The organism is Methylobacter tundripaludum SV96, assembly GCF_000190755.2.
GTDB classification, from domain to species: domain Bacteria; phylum Pseudomonadota; class Gammaproteobacteria; order Methylococcales; family Methylomonadaceae; genus Methylobacter_A; species Methylobacter_A tundripaludum.
In genome coordinates this window covers 640561-654919 of record NZ_JH109153.1, presented here as the reverse complement: position 1 = coordinate 654919, position 14359 = coordinate 640561, and the positions used below count along the sequence as shown (strand labels likewise).

General features: G+C 46.5%; 17 protein-coding genes. 15 read left to right on the top strand and 2 right to left on the bottom strand.

All coding sequences use genetic code 11. From position 1 onward, the window contains the following. Positions 1–59: 59 nt before the first annotated feature. The 12 genes from fliE to waaA all read left to right on the top strand — a co-directional run bounded on the left by fliE (position 60) and on the right by waaA (position 11097). Positions 60–374: a flagellar hook-basal body complex protein FliE gene (fliE, locus tag METTU_RS16105; RefSeq protein WP_006892849.1), complete on the top strand. Its 315-nt coding sequence runs from the start codon at positions 60–62 to the stop codon at positions 372–374. A gap of 22 nt (positions 375–396) precedes the next feature. Next, positions 397–2232 carry a flagellar basal-body MS-ring/collar protein FliF gene (gene fliF, locus METTU_RS16100; protein ID WP_006892846.1) on the top strand — a complete coding sequence of 612 codons (1836 nt, stop codon included), beginning with the start codon at positions 397–399 and terminating at the stop codon, positions 2230–2232. Continuing rightward, complete coding sequence (fliG, locus tag METTU_RS16095; RefSeq protein ID WP_006892845.1) at positions 2225–3232, top strand: flagellar motor switch protein FliG; 1008 nt, start codon at positions 2225–2227, stop codon at positions 3230–3232. Before fliF ends, fliG begins: the two co-directional genes overlap by 8 nt. Continuing rightward, positions 3219–4010 (top strand): flagellar assembly protein FliH, encoded by a 792-nt coding sequence (locus METTU_RS16090; protein WP_006892844.1) that lies wholly within the window; start codon positions 3219–3221, stop codon positions 4008–4010. The genes fliG and METTU_RS16090 overlap by 14 nt, the downstream gene beginning before the upstream one ends. Continuing rightward, positions 4007–5371, top strand: coding sequence for a flagellar protein export ATPase FliI (fliI, locus tag METTU_RS16085; RefSeq protein ID WP_006892842.1), 1365 nt, complete (start codon positions 4007–4009; stop codon positions 5369–5371). The genes METTU_RS16090 and fliI overlap by 4 nt, the downstream gene beginning before the upstream one ends. A 34-nt stretch (positions 5372–5405) precedes the next feature. After that, the gene (gene fliJ / locus METTU_RS16080; protein ID WP_006892840.1) at positions 5406–5864 is read left to right on the top strand and encodes a flagellar export protein FliJ; all 459 of its coding nucleotides are present in this window, start codon (positions 5406–5408) and stop codon (positions 5862–5864) included. 29 nt (positions 5865–5893) lie between these two features. Then, the gene (locus tag METTU_RS21895) at positions 5894–7417 is read left to right on the top strand and encodes a flagellar hook-length control protein FliK (RefSeq protein WP_006892839.1); all 1524 of its coding nucleotides are present in this window, start codon (positions 5894–5896) and stop codon (positions 7415–7417) included. 216 nt (positions 7418–7633) lie between these two features. Beyond that, positions 7634–8092, top strand: a complete 459-nt coding sequence (gene rpsF / locus METTU_RS16070) for a 30S ribosomal protein S6 (protein ID WP_006892838.1) — start codon at positions 7634–7636, stop codon at positions 8090–8092. Positions 8093–8124: 32 nt separating this feature from the next. Next, positions 8125–8352, top strand: a complete 228-nt coding sequence (gene rpsR / locus METTU_RS16065; protein WP_006892837.1) for a 30S ribosomal protein S18 — start codon at positions 8125–8127, stop codon at positions 8350–8352. Between the two features lie 60 nt (positions 8353–8412). Beyond that, a complete protein-coding gene (locus METTU_RS16060; RefSeq protein WP_006892836.1) occupies positions 8413–9261 on the top strand; it encodes a hypothetical protein in 849 nt (282 codons plus the stop codon). 48 nt (positions 9262–9309) lie between these two features. Further along, positions 9310–9759, top strand: coding sequence for a 50S ribosomal protein L9 (gene rplI, locus METTU_RS16055; RefSeq protein ID WP_006892835.1), 450 nt, complete (start codon positions 9310–9312; stop codon positions 9757–9759). Between the two features lie 78 nt (positions 9760–9837). Continuing rightward, a complete protein-coding gene (gene waaA / locus METTU_RS16050; protein WP_006892834.1) occupies positions 9838–11097 on the top strand; it encodes a lipid IV(A) 3-deoxy-D-manno-octulosonic acid transferase in 1260 nt (419 codons plus the stop codon). Positions 11098–11230: 133 nt separating this feature from the next. Here the strand turns inward: waaA and METTU_RS16045 are convergent, their stop codons facing one another. Both METTU_RS16045 and METTU_RS23735 read right to left on the bottom strand, forming a co-directional pair. Continuing rightward, positions 11231–11995 (bottom strand): flagellar regulator YcgR PilZN domain-containing protein, encoded by a 765-nt coding sequence (locus tag METTU_RS16045; RefSeq protein WP_006892832.1) that lies wholly within the window; start codon positions 11993–11995, stop codon positions 11231–11233. Positions 11996–12097: 102 nt separating this feature from the next. Beyond that, a complete protein-coding gene (locus METTU_RS23735) occupies positions 12098–12238 on the bottom strand; it encodes a hypothetical protein (RefSeq protein WP_169624955.1) in 141 nt (46 codons plus the stop codon). 611 nt (positions 12239–12849) lie between these two features. On the opposite strand from METTU_RS23735, the gene fchA reads away from it, so the two are divergent. The 3 genes from fchA to METTU_RS16030 all read left to right on the top strand — a co-directional run. Then, on the top strand, positions 12850–13479 hold the full coding sequence (gene fchA / locus METTU_RS16040) for a methenyltetrahydrofolate cyclohydrolase (protein WP_006892831.1): 630 nt from the start codon (positions 12850–12852) through the stop codon (positions 13477–13479). 226 nt (positions 13480–13705) lie between these two features. Continuing rightward, positions 13706–13918 (top strand): hypothetical protein, encoded by a 213-nt coding sequence (locus METTU_RS24090; protein WP_040579624.1) that lies wholly within the window; start codon positions 13706–13708, stop codon positions 13916–13918. A 68-nt stretch (positions 13919–13986) separates the two neighbouring features. Continuing rightward, the coding region (locus METTU_RS16030) for an ISAzo13-like element transposase-related protein (protein ID WP_436969952.1) at positions 13987–14359 on the top strand (373 nt) is incomplete at its 3' end.

Sequence of the window (14359 nt, the reverse complement as noted above, 5' to 3'; positions counted from 1 at the left end):
CATGTGGCATTAAAAATGCTCTAAACTCTATATTATTAAGAATGTAAGAGGAAAACCCCATGAGTGAGATGAATGTAAATCAAGTTTTGGCTCAGATGCGGGCAATGTCACTTGAAGCCGGCGGCGGTAAAGTGCAAGAGACGGGCGGTGGCGCTGATTTTGCTGCAATGCTAAAGCAGACCATAGGCACTGTTAATGATACCCAGCAAACTGCCGGAAAAATGACGGAGGCTTTTGAATCGGGCGATACCAATGTAAGTCTCGCAGAGGTTATGGTGGCTTCGCAGAAAGCTAGTGTTTCATTTCAGGCAATGCTACAGGTCAGAAATAAATTAGTTGAAGCCTATCAAGATGTCATGAATATGCCAATGTAGTGCGGCACACTGTAATTAAAAAATGAGCGAACAGAGCGGTAATAGTCTAATTGAAGCAAATCGCCAGCATGATCCAACGGCAAAAAACACGGGTCATCTTGATGGCGAAGCATCTCATATTTTTTCGACCAAGGTCGAAGCGCATCCTGCTATTAAAGGCTTGGCCGGGTTGACCATAGCGCGTCAGATCGGCTTGATGCTGGGTCTGGCTTTGAGTGTCGCTATTGGTGTTGCTATTGTTCTATGGTCCCAGGAACCCTCCTACGGACGCTTGTATTCCGAAATCGGTGAAAGCGACGTATCTGAAATTCTTGAAATTCTCAATAAGGAAAATATCAAGTATAAAGTCGAAACCGGTTCCGGGGCTATTATGGTGCCGATGGATCAGGTGAGTGCTGTAAAGCTTAAACTAGCCGCGCAAGGATTGCCCAAAAGTAATAGTCTGGGATATGAGTTGCTGGATAAAGAGCAGGGTTTCGGTGCCAGCAAAGGTGTCGAAACGGTGCGCTTCCAGCGAGCCTTGGAAGGCGAGATTGCCCGAACTATTATGTCCATCCAGAATGTAAAAACGGCCCGAGTATTGTTAGCCATCCCCGCTCAGTCGGTGTTTGTGCGGGAACGTAAGAAACCCAGCGCTTCCGTCATCGTCAATTTATATCAAGGCAGATCGCTGGATAAAGGCCAAGTTGAATCGATTATTCATTTAGTAGCATCCAGTGTTCCACAATTGGAAGCAGAGCAAGTGACGGTTGTCGATCAAAAAGGTCAGTTGTTAAATAGCAATGACTCATCGGTAGCGGGTAATTTGACCTCCAAGCAATTTGAATATAAGAAAAATATTGAAGAACATTTGATGGGGCGAATTGAAAATATTTTGTCGCCATTGGTGGGGAGCGATGGGATGCGCGTGCAAATTTCAGCGGATGTGGATTTCACCGAGACTGATAGAACCCAGGAAATGTTTAATCCTGATTTGCCGGCTTTAAGAAGCGAACAAACATCGGAAGAGCAAAGCACGCAGTCTGCCATTCAAGGCGTTCCCGGCGCGTTATCAAATCAACCTACTCCGGCAGGTGCGGCTCCGGACCCGGCAGCAGCACCTGCTGCGCCGGGTTCGTCCGCAACAACTGCGGCAGCTGCGCCGACTTCGACTGCAACGCCCGGTTCAGCTGCAAAAAATGCAACCCGGAATTACGAGCTGGATAAAACCATTACCCATACCCGGTTGGCTACAGGGGCATTGCGCCGATTGTCTGTGGCCGTGGTTGTTGATGATCGGCATGTGCCCCAGAGCGATGGCACAGTTAAAGGGCAGTCTTATTCTCAGGAAGATATTAATCGTTTTAGTGATCTGGTAAAGCAGGCGGTAGGTTTTGATAGTAGCCGGGGAGACCAGGTTACCGTCACGAATGTGACTTTCAAAATAGACGAACTTATTGAGGCATTGCCTGCAATACCGGTTTGGGAGCAGGGCTGGTTTCTTGATCTTATGAAACAGGTTGCCGCTGTGTTGGCCGTATTATTCCTGCTTTTCGGGGTCTTGCGACCGACTATGCGCAGTCTTGTCGGTCGGGACATAGAAGAGAAAAAAGCCTTGGCTTTGGCTGAGGCGCAAGAAAAGGCAATCGCGATAGGAGGATCCGTTCGTTTTAATGATCAAGGTGCGCCTGTTGCTGTACCGGCAGGTCAACAAAATGTAAGTTTTGCGAAGCCCAATGAAATGGAAATGCAGGATCTGCTACTTTTGGATGTGCCCCAGAGTTATGAACATCGCTTGGAATATGTGAAGCGATTGGTTGATGATGATTCGAAAGTAGTCGCGCAAGTTATTAAATCATGGATTAAAAAAGATGGCTAAGGCAGAAAAACAGCTAACCCAAATTGATCGTGCCGCTGTATTGTTGCTGGCGCTGGGAATGGAGAGGGCTGCGCTCGTTCTAAAGCACATGTCCCCCAGAGAAGTGCAGGTTTTAGGCATCACCATGGCAAGCGTGGGGGAGATTTCCATCGAGATGATGGATGAAGTGGTTGAGGAGTTTATTGTCGCGGTAAAAAGGCAGACGGCCCTGGGGATGGATACCGATGAGTATATCCGCACCGTATTGATCAGCGCTTTGGGCGCGGACAAAGCAAACAGTATCCTTGATCGAATTTTACAGGGTGGTAACACTAAGGGTATCGAGCAGCTGAAATGGATGGATACCCGGTCGATTGCCGACATGATTCGTTTGGAGCATCCCCAGATTGTCGCGACTATTATGTCTTTGATGGATAGTGAGCAGGCGGCTGACGTGATGATGTTCTTGCCCGAAAGTATGCGTTCCGATTTGATGATGAGAATTGCAACGATGAAAGGCATTCAGCCGTCCGCTCTGCGTGAGTTGGATCAAATCATGGAAAAACAACTAACCGGCTCTGATAATGTTAAATCGACAAATATCGGCGGTGTTGATGCAGTGGCAAATATTTTAAATTTCCTGGATGGCGGCGCTGCAGATTTAGTGATGTCGGGAATTGCCGAACACCGATCTGAACTGGCTCAGGAAATTCAGGAGAAAATGTTCACCTTTGAAGACCTTACTACGATTGACGAAAGAGGTATGCAAACCTTGTTGCGCGAAGTTTCAACCGGACAGTTGCTACTGGCGTTGCGCGGTGTAGGGAGCGAGCTCAAGGAAAAAATATTCAGCAATATGTCCAAACGGGCGGCAGAAATGCTGCGCGATGACTTAGAGGCCTCCCCGCCCGCCAAGTTAAGCGAAGTGGAATTGGCGCAGAAAGACATATTGGCTATTGCCAAGAAATTAGCGGATGCAGGCGAGATACAAATGGGAGTCGGTGGTGATGAACTCATCTAAGACGCCCCGATTCACAGCATCGGAACTGGAATCGTTAAGATTATGGAGTATGCCGGATGTTTCCGGCGCGGATGCCAGGGAATCGGAGACGGTGGAGCTTGAGGAAGAGCTGACGCCGATTTTAACGGTTGATGAAATTGAAGCCATGCAAAAGCAGGCGTATGACGAAGCATTTGCTCAAGGTAAAATGCATGGTTTTCAGCAAGGCTTTGACGAGGGATCAAAAAAAGGCTATGAGGAGAATGTACACTTGCTGCAAAGCCAGGCGGCAACCCTGGGCAGTCTTCTGGAATCTTTAAGTGAGCCGTTTAAACGCCTTGATGAAGAGGTGGAAAAAGAGCTGGTTAAACTGGCGATAGGTATTGCAACGCAACTGATACGTCGTGAAATCAAGTTGGATCCGGGGCAAATCATTGGCGTTGTTCGGGAGGCAATCAATGTTTTGCCGCTGGCATCGCAAAAGATTAGTTTGAGTTTACAGCCTGAAGATGCCGAGTTGGTGCGTTCTACACTAGCGCTGGATGAGATGTCGCCAAGCTGGGGCATTGTTGAGGATCCGTTAATTACCCGTGGAGGCTGCAAGGTTGATACCGAGATTTCCCATATTGACGCGACTGTAGAGCATCGATTGGCTGCTGTTATCGCAACCCTACTGGGCGGTGAGAGGGAGAACGACTTTAAGGGGGATAGAGTCGCGCAGGGAGCGGTTGCAGACGACTCCAAGGATGGAGTAGGTAGAGCAACGCATGGAGCAGTTGCCGAGGATAAAGGTTTGTGATTCCTGATGCGGATCGGTCACAGATTTGGCTGGCTAAACTAAAACCTTATTCCGAAAGATTGGCAGAAGTACCTGAGCTTGTTGTCGAGGGTAAGCTTTCCCGTATGGTAGGGCTCACGCTGGAAGCAGTGGGTTGTCGCGCAGCTATCGGTTCCCGCTGCCGAATTGAGACTAAAAGCGGCAGAATGATCGAAGCGGAAGTCGTGGGATTTTCCGATGCACGCATTTTTTTGATGCCGACTGCTGAAGTTCATGGGCTTGAACCGGATTGCCGGGTCATTCCCTTGGGCAAAAATAGCTTGGCTAGAGTGGGTTTCGGTTTGCTGGGCCGCGTGCTTGATGGTGCAGGCAATGCAATTGATGACAAAGGTCCGCTCAAAACGGATGCACAAATTTCGCTCAACGGCGTGCCGATCAATCCGCTGTCAAGAAGGCCTATACGAGAGCCGCTTGATGTCGGTGTTAGGGCGATAAATTCGATACTCAGCGTGGGCCGTGGACAGCGCATGGGTTTGTTTGCCGGCACCGGTGTCGGCAAAAGTGTGCTGCTAGGCATGATGACCAAATTTACCACGGCGGATGTTGTTGTTGTCGGGCTGATTGGCGAGCGGGGACGAGAAGTTAATGAGTTCGTGCTGAAGACCTTGGGTGAAGAGGGGCTTAAAAGAGCGGTGGTGGTGGTTTCGCCGGCGGATTGCCCGCCTTTGATGCGGGTTCATGCGGCATTATTGTCAACCAGCATTGCCGAGTATTTTCGTGATCAGGGGCTTGATGTTTTGTTGTTGATGGATTCATTAACGCGATTTGCACAGGCGCATCGTGAAATTGCCCTGTCCATCGACGAACCGCCTGCCACCAAGGGCTATCCGCCTTCGGTCTTTGCCAAATTACCGCATTTGGTGGAGCGTGCCGGTAATGCCGATCACGGCGGCGGCTCTATAACCGCGTTCTATACTGTTCTGGCCGAGGGCGATGACACTAATGATCCTATTGCCGATGCGGCCAGAGGGGTGCTAGATGGACACGTCATATTGTCCAGAAGCTTGGCTGAATCGGGACATTTTCCTGCCATCGACATAGAGGCGTCAATCAGTCGGGTTATGCCGGATATTATTGATGCCGGTCATTTGCAAATGGCGCGGGAGTTAAGGCGATTGTATTCACTTTATCAACAAAACCGCGATTTAATCAGTGTCGGCGCTTATCAGCCGGGGTCGGACCCTAGGATCGACAAGGCTATTGAAAGAAATCCGGCAATTTTAGATTTTTTGCAGCAGGATATGGATGAGCCGGTTGATATAAACCGGAGTTTACAAGAGCTGGCAACATTACTGGGCGTAAACAGGGCTGTCGCCGGCTAATATTCAAGTTTCCTCGGGATACCAAAGGACATAAGTGAAAAAATCGCAACGTATTAAAACGATTGTAGAAATTAAAGCGAATCAGGAAAAAAACGCTTTGGAAGTGCTGGGCGGCATTCAGAGACAACTCCAGAGCATGCAGGCGCAAGTTGAAGGTTTAAGAAACTATCGGAAAGAGTATCAGGACAGATTTGACCAGTTGGGTGCTAAAGGTGTCAATGTTGCCCAGCTGCTGGAGTTTAGATCGTTTATTGATAAGCTTGATAAGGCGATAATGGGTCAGGAACAAATACTGAGTTCAATTGAAGCTGAAGTAATCGCCAAAAGAAAAATATGGGAAGAGCTGCATCATAAAACCCAAAGCTTGCAGAAGGTTTGCGATTCAGCTTTGGTGGTAGAAATGAAGCAAGAGGCTAAGCGAGAGCAGCAAGAGCAGGATGAGCGGGCATCCCGGATAGGCCGAAATAACTCAAGTGGCATGGGAAATGCTTAGTACTGTGTGGGATCCTTGGAGAATTGAGTATGAATATCGAAAGTGCAAATTTATCATCTTTGGCGCCAAGTAGCAGTGGTACTGTTGAAAGTGTGTCTCCGCCTTCGATTGATGGCGGTGTTATTTCCGAAGGTTTCTCGGGCGCATTAATGGCGCAGGTTGAGTTGCTGAGTAATATAAAAGCGGGCGATTCGTTGCCGTTACAGACACCGGATGTTGCTGGTTTACAAGGTGTCATTGTTACCGGTTTGCCGGCAACCGCAACCAAAGTTGATACGCAAGATTTTGCCGCTTTATTAGGCAATGATTTGCCGCCGTCATACAAAACAAAAGACGATGTTGATCATGAGGCCGCTTTGGCTGCGGTAACTGACACATTAAAATACATTACCATGGGTACGACTGCTGGAGAAAAGGCTGCTGCGGTTGAGCAAAACATGAAAGATGTGATTGCAATGTCTGCTCCGGCTGAGCAAGGCATGGGAAATGTGGTTGCATCGGCTGTTCCGGCTGAGCAAAACATGAAAAATGTCGTTGCGGCGGCTGTTCCGGTCGAGCCAAACGCGATAGATGTGGTCGCCGAGCCTGAGCAACGCGTGAAAGATGTTGCAATGGATGTTCCTGTTCAAATGGTTTTGGAGCAGCGAGATGATAAACCTGATAAAAGGCAGGATCAAGGCGATGCTCAAATAGCGGTTGTTGAAAATAATAGCGAAGCTGAAGGGGTGTTGGCGGTAGCTATTACCCTTCCTCCGGTAATGCAAGCCGAGCAAGCAAAAACAGCCAATAATTTGACGCCTGCAGATGCAATTAAAGAGGGTGGCTTGCCGTCTTTTACAAGTCCATTGGCTGGGGATGCTAAGTCGAATCAATCGGCGAAAGCTCCCGAGAATGCGCTACAAAGTGAAACGGTTTTCCGCCAGCCGGTTCAGGATAAGCAGGGTTTTAATTTAAATTACGTTGAGAATTCAGGGCAAACTGAAAAGACCGGGCGGGTTGATCCGCAGGTTTTAAGTGTGGAGGGGGAGAAGGCTTTGCCTCGGGTTGGAGCAGATATAACTCAGCTTAATAGGCCTGTTGTTGACAATAAATCAGATGTTCCTGCAATGACCAAGCCGCTATCGCATCCGGAATGGAATAAGGATCTGGGGGAGCGGATTGTGTGGATGAACAGCAGAGCAATACCGTCAGCAGAAATCAGGATGAATCCACCTCATCTGGGGCCTATATCGGTTCGCGTTAATGTTTCCGATGATCAGGCAACTATTGTGTTTACAGCGCAGCATGCGGCTGTAAGAGAAACGCTTGAGGCTTCAATTCCCAAGTTGCGAGAAATGATGAGCGCCCAGCATCTCAATTTGGCGGAAGTGAATATTTCCCAAGGTTCTGCGTCGGATCAGGGCCGTTCGCAATCGCAAAATTTTGCGCAAACAGCTGAGGGTCGGGGGCAGGGCGCGCCGACTGTCGCTGTCGATGAAATTGACGATGTGGAGCAGGAAATCGCAAACGGGCAGGCTGTGGTCAGCAAGGGCTTGTTGAGTATTTACGCGTAGGCTAACCGCGTCGAGTTTTAATATGGCGCTTACTGTGCCGAAATAGTTAACTGTTTTGTCTGGATTGATGCTGGCTATGACGCTGTTTCTGAACGTCATACTTTTCAATAGCTAAAAAACCATCTATAATGCGCGGTTCTTAGGGGCTGTCTGGCTCCTCCTTGCTTTACCATCTTTATAAGACAGAGGTGGAAGGCTTAACCGAAAGGAAAAAACATGCGACATTATGAAATTGTCTTTTTAGTCCATCCTGACCAGAGTTCTCAGGTACCAGCGATGATTGAACGTTATAAATCAACCATCGAAACCGCATCCGGTAAAATTCATCGTTTGGAAGACTGGGGTCGTAGACATCTGGCTTATCCAATTAATAAAATTCATAAAGCGCATTATGTGCTGATGAATGTTGAGTGCGATCAGGCTACCTTGGAAGAGTTGGAAAGCGGCTTTCGTTTTAATGATGCCATTTTGCGTAGTATGACTTTATTGCAAAAAGCAGCTATTACTGAAGCATCTATCATTGCCACATCAACAGCTGAAGAAAATAAAGCGGCTGAATCAAGAGCTAAAGATGCGGCGGCCAGAGAAGCGGTGGCAGCGGCAGGCGCCGATGACGACGTTGATCTGGATGATATCGACGAAGACTTTGATGCTGATACCAGCGCTTCTGAATAAAACTTTTAACACTTGGATTTACGAGAATTATTATGGCACGTAACATTAGACGCAAAAAATTCTGCCGATTCAGTGCAGAAGGTGGAACACAGATTGATTATAAGGATCTGGATTTGTTGAGCGATTACATTACTGAAACAGGTAAAATTGTTCCCAGTCGCATTACAGGAACCAGCGCCAAGTATCAAAGGCAGTTAGGCGTTGCAATTAAACGCGCTCGTTTTATCGCATTGTTGCCTTTCTGCGACGCTCACAAATAATATACTGGACGATCAGTGGGCTTTTTAGCTGAGTACATTATGCGGGGGAGGATGCAGGCCATGATAGTGGCTTCCACTCTCGCATTAGTGTCGCTGATCATGCCCCCGGTGAGTATAGTAAGTTCAGCCTCTGTTGCTCTCGTCACTTTAAGGCGGGGGGCTATTGAGGGCTTAATCGTTTTGGCATGTTCAACTGCAGTAGCAGGGGTATTGGGGTTTTTCCTATTAGGTAATTATCAGTTTGTATTGCTTTATGGGGTGGTGTTGTGGGTTCCGGTCTGGTTGATTTCAATCATATTAAGGGAAGGGCGGTATTTATCTCTGGCCGTTGAAGTTGCGGTGTTGATTGGTGTTCTGGGGGTAGTCGGTTTTTATCTCTATAATGCCGAGTTAGCAACGATGTGGAAGAATATACTTTCGCAAATGGTGCCTCCGAATGCCCCTGTTGAAGATATTCAGCATACATTGACTTTGCTTTCCCATTACATGACTGGAATAGTTGCCGCTGCGTCAGTGTTTGGTCTGCTGTTTGGCCTGTTTCTGGGGCGATGGTGGCAGGCGTTGCTCTATAATCCCGGTGGCTTCAGGCAAGAATTTTTGTCATTGAATACGCACCCAAGGTTGGCAATAGGCAGTATTGTAGTGGTAGTTATTGCATCATTAAGTTCCGGTGTGATTTCTGAGGTATCGTGGAATATCGCTATTTTGCTGTTTGTGCTGTACACATTTATCGGAACGGCAGTATTGCATACCGTATTTGCCGCGATGAAAATGGGGCGATTTATAGTGCCGATGTTTTATGTGACATTGTTTTTGATACCCCATGCCATGCTGCCTGTTGCTTTAGTTGGGCTGAGTGATGCGTGGATGAACTTACGAAATAAAATTTCGAATCAACAAACGCCTTAATGGCGTAAAAAAATAGCCGGATAAAATCCGATAATGAGGTAATAAAAGATGGAAGTTATTCTTCTTGAAAAGATAGCAAATTTGGGTAACCTGGGCGATAAAGTCGTCATTAAATCAGGTTATGGCAGAAACTATCTTGTTCCGTACGGTAAGGCTGTTGCTGCAACAGCTACTAAAATTGCTGAATTTGAAGCGCGTCGCGCAGAACTTGAGAAAGCGGCAGCTGAAAAGCTGAGTGCAGCTCAAGCGCGTGCCAATGCATTGGGTAAGCTGCAAGTTGTTATTACTCATAAGGCTGGCGATGAAGGTAAGTTGTTCGGTTCAATAGGTACGCAAAATATTGCTGACGCTATTACCGAAGCAGGCGTTTCAGTTGAAAAGCATGAAATTCGCCTGCCTCAAGGTGTTATTCGTCAAATCGGCGAATATCAGATCGACATTAATTGCCATACCGATGTCGTTGTAAAGATGCCTATTAAAATTGCTGCTGAAGCCTAATAATTTAGGTACAAGGTAAAAAGGTAAGAGGTTGAAGGGGGTGAGTAAAATCCTCCCTGAAACCTTAACTTTTTGGCTATGCGAGCTTTTTACTCCTGCCTTTTTTATCTATTAATCCCTTTCATATTGCTTCGCCTGATCTGGCGAAGCATCAAAGCGCCCGCATATCGACACAGATGGAGCGAGCGATTCGCCCTCTATAGTAAAGAATTCCCCCGGAATGTTATTTGGTTTCATGCGGTTTCCGTGGGAGAAGTCGAAGCTTTATTTCCGCTAGCCAAGAAAATACAGCGGCAGTACCCCGACGCAACGTTATTAATTACGACCACAACGCCTACAGGGTCGGCTCGGGTTAAAGCGGTAATGCAAGAAAGCGTGGAACATGTCTATTTGCCGTATGACATACCCTGTGCAGTCGGTCGGTTTATACGGTGTTTTAAGCCTAGAATAGCCGTCATCATGGAAACTGAGATTTGGCCTAATCTTTTTGCCTGTTGCGGTAAAAATGAAATTCCTTTGTACATTATCAATGCCCGCTTATCGGAAAAATCGGCAAGTGGCTATCAAAAAATTCCAGCTCTTATTTACCCGGCTTTGGCTCATGTCAAATTGATTGCAGCGCAAACCCAGGATGATGCCAACCGGTTTGCCACTATTGGTGCGAAAACCGAAACAGTCAAAACGCTAGGCAATATAAAATTTGATGTTGAGGTTTCCAGTGAAATTATTGGGCAAGGTTTGCAGCTAAAAGCCGATTTGTTTGGCGGTCGGTTTGTTTGGCTGATTGCCAGTACCCACAAAGATGAAGAGGCAATATTCCTTGAAATCTATAAAAAAATAAAGCAGAACATTCCTGAATTATTGCTGGTTATAGTGCCAAGACACCCTGAACGTTTTGGTGAGGTAAAAAAACTGTGTGAACAGAATCAGTTGGCTGTGGTGATGCGTACATCCGGCGAAATTTGTCATCAGTATGCTGATGTTTATCTGGCCGATACTATGGGTGAGTTAAAGGTGCTTTATGCGTCCTCCGATGTGGCGTTTGTCGGCGGCAGCATGGTGCCCGTTGGGGGGCATAATATACTTGAGGCTGCCGCCGTCGGAACTCCGGTTTTGTTTGGCCCGTACATGGCGAATTTTAAGGAAATAGCCGAAGGAGTGTTGCGGCGAGATGCCGCAATACAATGTCAGGGTGAAAGCGAGATAATCAATGCGATTGTTGCCCTATATGCGGATTCTGCATATAGGCAATCGTTAGCTGAAAAGGGTAAGGCTTTTGTCCAGCAGAACCAAGGTGCCGCCGCTAGGATTTTTGACATGCTTAGCCAGGATATTTGATTTTAGTTCATGTCTCCCCTCTTGATTGCTCATGCGTCATGTTGTGTCGGCATAAGGCTTATATATTGCACCCGGCTCGATCAATCGCTCTGCATAATGTCGCGGAAAAGCATTGCCCAATACAGATAAACCTTTATTGGTAATGGAAGTCGATTTGATTGATAAGGCGCTGCAATGCCGTATCAAGCCGGTATGAGGCTTGCTTTATTTCACAGCCAACACGGTTTACTTGCTTGGAGTGCTTGAGGGGAATGGTTATGTTGTTGACTATTTCCAGGCAGGCAAGGAGTATGCTTTTATCCGGCAGGACAATGTTACAGTCTGTATGCAGGCCGCCAATAATTGTAGGCTGCTGATTTTCAAATTGATTGATATAGGATAAACCGGTAACACTAATATCGGTTACGTTAAAATATTCGGCTTGATTTTTATACTGAATTTTAACGGGGATGTTGATGGGTACTTTTACTCGGCGAGCATCTCTTCGTTGCACCCACTCCATGCTTTGGGGGAGGGGCGCTTTTAGGTTGAATGTGGCATCGATGTCGTGCCCATTAAAGTCGCTTAATATAAAGTTAACGGCTATGCCCTCAAAATTAGCAGAGACCGCCACGGTGCTTTGCATGAGTAAGTCTTTATTAAATCGTTCGTTTTGGAATCCACCCAGAAAAATATGATCGCCTTCTATACAGGTAATTGTCGTTAAAAGTGTGCTTGTTGCGAATTTTCCAGGAACTTTTATGGATAGCAAGACATTTTTGCTGAGCAGGTGGTTTAATTTTTTTCTGATGTCGCCCTGATTGGCAATAGTGTAGTTATTATATGTGTTGCCTATAATTGTGGGTTCAGGGATGCATTTGTAATGCGGTTCGGCATGATTGGTTTGATATGTCAGCATTGTGTTCCCCGTCATATATTTGATAAAGTGAATTGCTGTCATTATCTATGCAATAATTTAGCCATAAATATATTTAATATTTATTTCAGTTGCTTATTGATCTTATGGTTCTGTCTCGGTGTTGTAAAAGGCTTGTTTTGTAACTTGAGCGGCAATATGCTGCCTATTGGATATGCTGGGTATGGATAAAAACGGCAATGCGGCATTGAGATTTTGGCCGGTAATAGTGTGTGGGTTATACATTGGTTATTTCGATATTAAGTATGATTGAAGCTGATTTGTATTGAGGGGTATTTTTCGGCTGCATTGCTCATTATGCCAGTGCATAAGGTCGGCAAAAAAAACCTCCCAGCACCTTGTGTGGACGGCAGGGAGGTAATAAGTTAAGCGGCGTATGATGAGTAGAGGCCGCTTACAGACTCAGCACTAGGAGGGGGCTGATCATCTTGAGTTTGGCGGTTTTGTGTTATAACGTATTCTAAACAATTATAATAATAAACAAACATATAGGGATTATCTGCGTATTGTTACGCAGAATTAAATATTTTGCGGCTTCGTCGGTTGGCTCATGTAGCGTGGGTCTCGGTGTTCGGAGTTGTTACCGGGTTGTGCTATTACGATTATTCAAACCGTCGCGATGGCGTGGATTCAAGTGGAGTTCTGTTAAAGCGTTCAGTTGCGGTTCGTTATAATGTCGTTGACTTAATCTGTGTGCGATAAGCATGCTTCTTTATACCGTGAATATCTTCGAGGTTAGGCTTTTATTGCTATGCAGGCAAAGCTTCTATTTCGAGAGTTCTTGCTCTTTTTACAAAATTTTACTATAGCTGACTACATTGAAGAGACGTTACACCATGAATGAAATAAAAGATAAATCAGTTCAAGCCTTTATTGATGAATTGGCCAGCAAGGCGCCCACGCCTGGCGGTGGTAGCACGGCAGCGGTAATGGGAGCGCAAGCCGCCGCTTTAATCAGTATGGTTTGCAATTTGACCATAGGTAAACCTAAGTACGCTGAAGTTGAAGTTGAAATGCAGTCATTACTGGAAAAGTCAGAAGCATTGCGTGAAACGCTGACAGGTATGATCAAAGCCGACGTCGAAGTCTTTGATCGATTAATGGCGACCTATGGTTTACCAAAAGATTCTGATGAAGAAAAGGCAGTGCGTGGCGAAGCTATTCAATCAGCACTAAAGGAAGCCACAGTGGTTCCTTTGGCATGCGCAAACGCTTGTGCAGAAGCTATTGCATTGAGCAGAATTGCCGCAGAAAAAGGTAATATAGGGGTGATTAGTGATGCAGGTGTTGCGGTCATGGCGGCTTACGGCGCACTAAAAAGTGCAGCGTTAAATGTTTACATTAATGCAGGAGGGCTTAAAGACAAAGCCTTTGCCGATGCGAAATTAGCGGAGCTGGAAACGATTTTGAATGGCGCTGATGCGGCCGCAGAAGAAGTTTATCAAATCGTTAAAGCCAAGTTATAAGTATTAAAGATTATTGGGACTGCTCTTATCTTGCCGATAAAAGGCCGAGGTTAGTCAAGTTTTGGGTGCTTAAGGTTCATTGTTAATAATGTGGTAAGGATATGGCTAACTATTACTTCCCGAAATCGAGTTGGCATACCGAAACCAGTTAAGTGATAATTACTGGAAAATTCACACTGAAAAAAGTTATAGAGTGACAGCATACCCAAAGGACATTGAACTAAAAATGCAACGGTTGTTTGCGAGGCTGTCAGAAAAAGATAAGCGAAGTTATGCGGCGATTGAGTCAGTCAAGTTAGGGCATGGTGGCATTGAATATGTGTCCGGTCTGTTTGGCATTGATCCCAAAACGGTGCGACGTGGATTGTCCGAATTGGATGTAGCGGAGGATCCCGCACCCAACCGGATCCGAAAAAAAGGGGCGGACGGAAAGGCATAAACGGGCAAAGTGAGTCGCTGGAAAGCAACTTTCTCAAACTGCTTGGCGAATTCACAGCGGGCGATCCGATGCGTGAAGGCGTGTTATGGACGAACTTGTCGCGGAGCGAGATCAGCCGACGACTGGCTGAAATGGGGTCGCCAGCGAGTCGGCACACGGTTCGCAAGCTATTGAAAAAGCACGGCTTAGGACAGCGTAAAGCGCGTAAGAAAAAGTCGCTGGGCAATCACCCTGACCGAGATGCGCAGTTTCAAAATATTGCCAAACTCAAGGCGGCGTATCAGAATGCAGGTGATCCGGTCATCAGCATGGACACCAAGAAGAAAGAGTTGCTCGGAAATTTTGCCCGCGAAGGCCACACCTATACGCAGACTCAGGTGGATACGCTGGACCATGATTTTCCCAGTGCCGGCGAAGGCAAAGTGATTCCGCATGGCCTTT

Bases quoted from the DNA above. Each gene is read 5' to 3' on its own strand.
- fliE (WP_006892849.1), top strand. From the start codon at position 60: ATGAGTGAGATGAATGTAAATCAAGTTTTGGCTCAGATGCGGGCAATG.
- fliF (WP_006892846.1), top strand. From the start codon at position 397: ATGAGCGAACAGAGCGGTAATAGTCTAATTGAAGCAAATCGCCAGCAT.
- fliG (WP_006892845.1), top strand. From the start codon at position 2,225: ATGGCTAAGGCAGAAAAACAGCTAACCCAAATTGATCGTGCCGCTGTA.
- METTU_RS16090 (WP_006892844.1), top strand. From the start codon at position 3,219: ATGAACTCATCTAAGACGCCCCGATTCACAGCATCGGAACTGGAATCG.
- METTU_RS21895 (WP_006892839.1), top strand. From the start codon at position 5,894: ATGAATATCGAAAGTGCAAATTTATCATCTTTGGCGCCAAGTAGCAGT.
- rpsF (WP_006892838.1), top strand. From the start codon at position 7,634: ATGCGACATTATGAAATTGTCTTTTTAGTCCATCCTGACCAGAGTTCT.
- rpsR (WP_006892837.1), top strand. From the start codon at position 8,125: ATGGCACGTAACATTAGACGCAAAAAATTCTGCCGATTCAGTGCAGAA.
- METTU_RS16060 (WP_006892836.1), top strand. From the start codon at position 8,413: ATGATAGTGGCTTCCACTCTCGCATTAGTGTCGCTGATCATGCCCCCG.
- rplI (WP_006892835.1), top strand. From the start codon at position 9,310: ATGGAAGTTATTCTTCTTGAAAAGATAGCAAATTTGGGTAACCTGGGC.
- waaA (WP_006892834.1), top strand. From the start codon at position 9,838: ATGCGAGCTTTTTACTCCTGCCTTTTTTATCTATTAATCCCTTTCATA.
- METTU_RS16045 (WP_006892832.1), bottom strand. From the start codon at position 11,995: ATGCTGACATATCAAACCAATCATGCCGAACCGCATTACAAATGCATC.
- METTU_RS23735 (WP_169624955.1), bottom strand. From the start codon at position 12,238: ATGTATAACCCACACACTATTACCGGCCAAAATCTCAATGCCGCATTG.
- fchA (WP_006892831.1), top strand. From the start codon at position 12,850: ATGAATGAAATAAAAGATAAATCAGTTCAAGCCTTTATTGATGAATTG.
- METTU_RS24090 (WP_040579624.1), top strand. From the start codon at position 13,706: ATGCAACGGTTGTTTGCGAGGCTGTCAGAAAAAGATAAGCGAAGTTAT.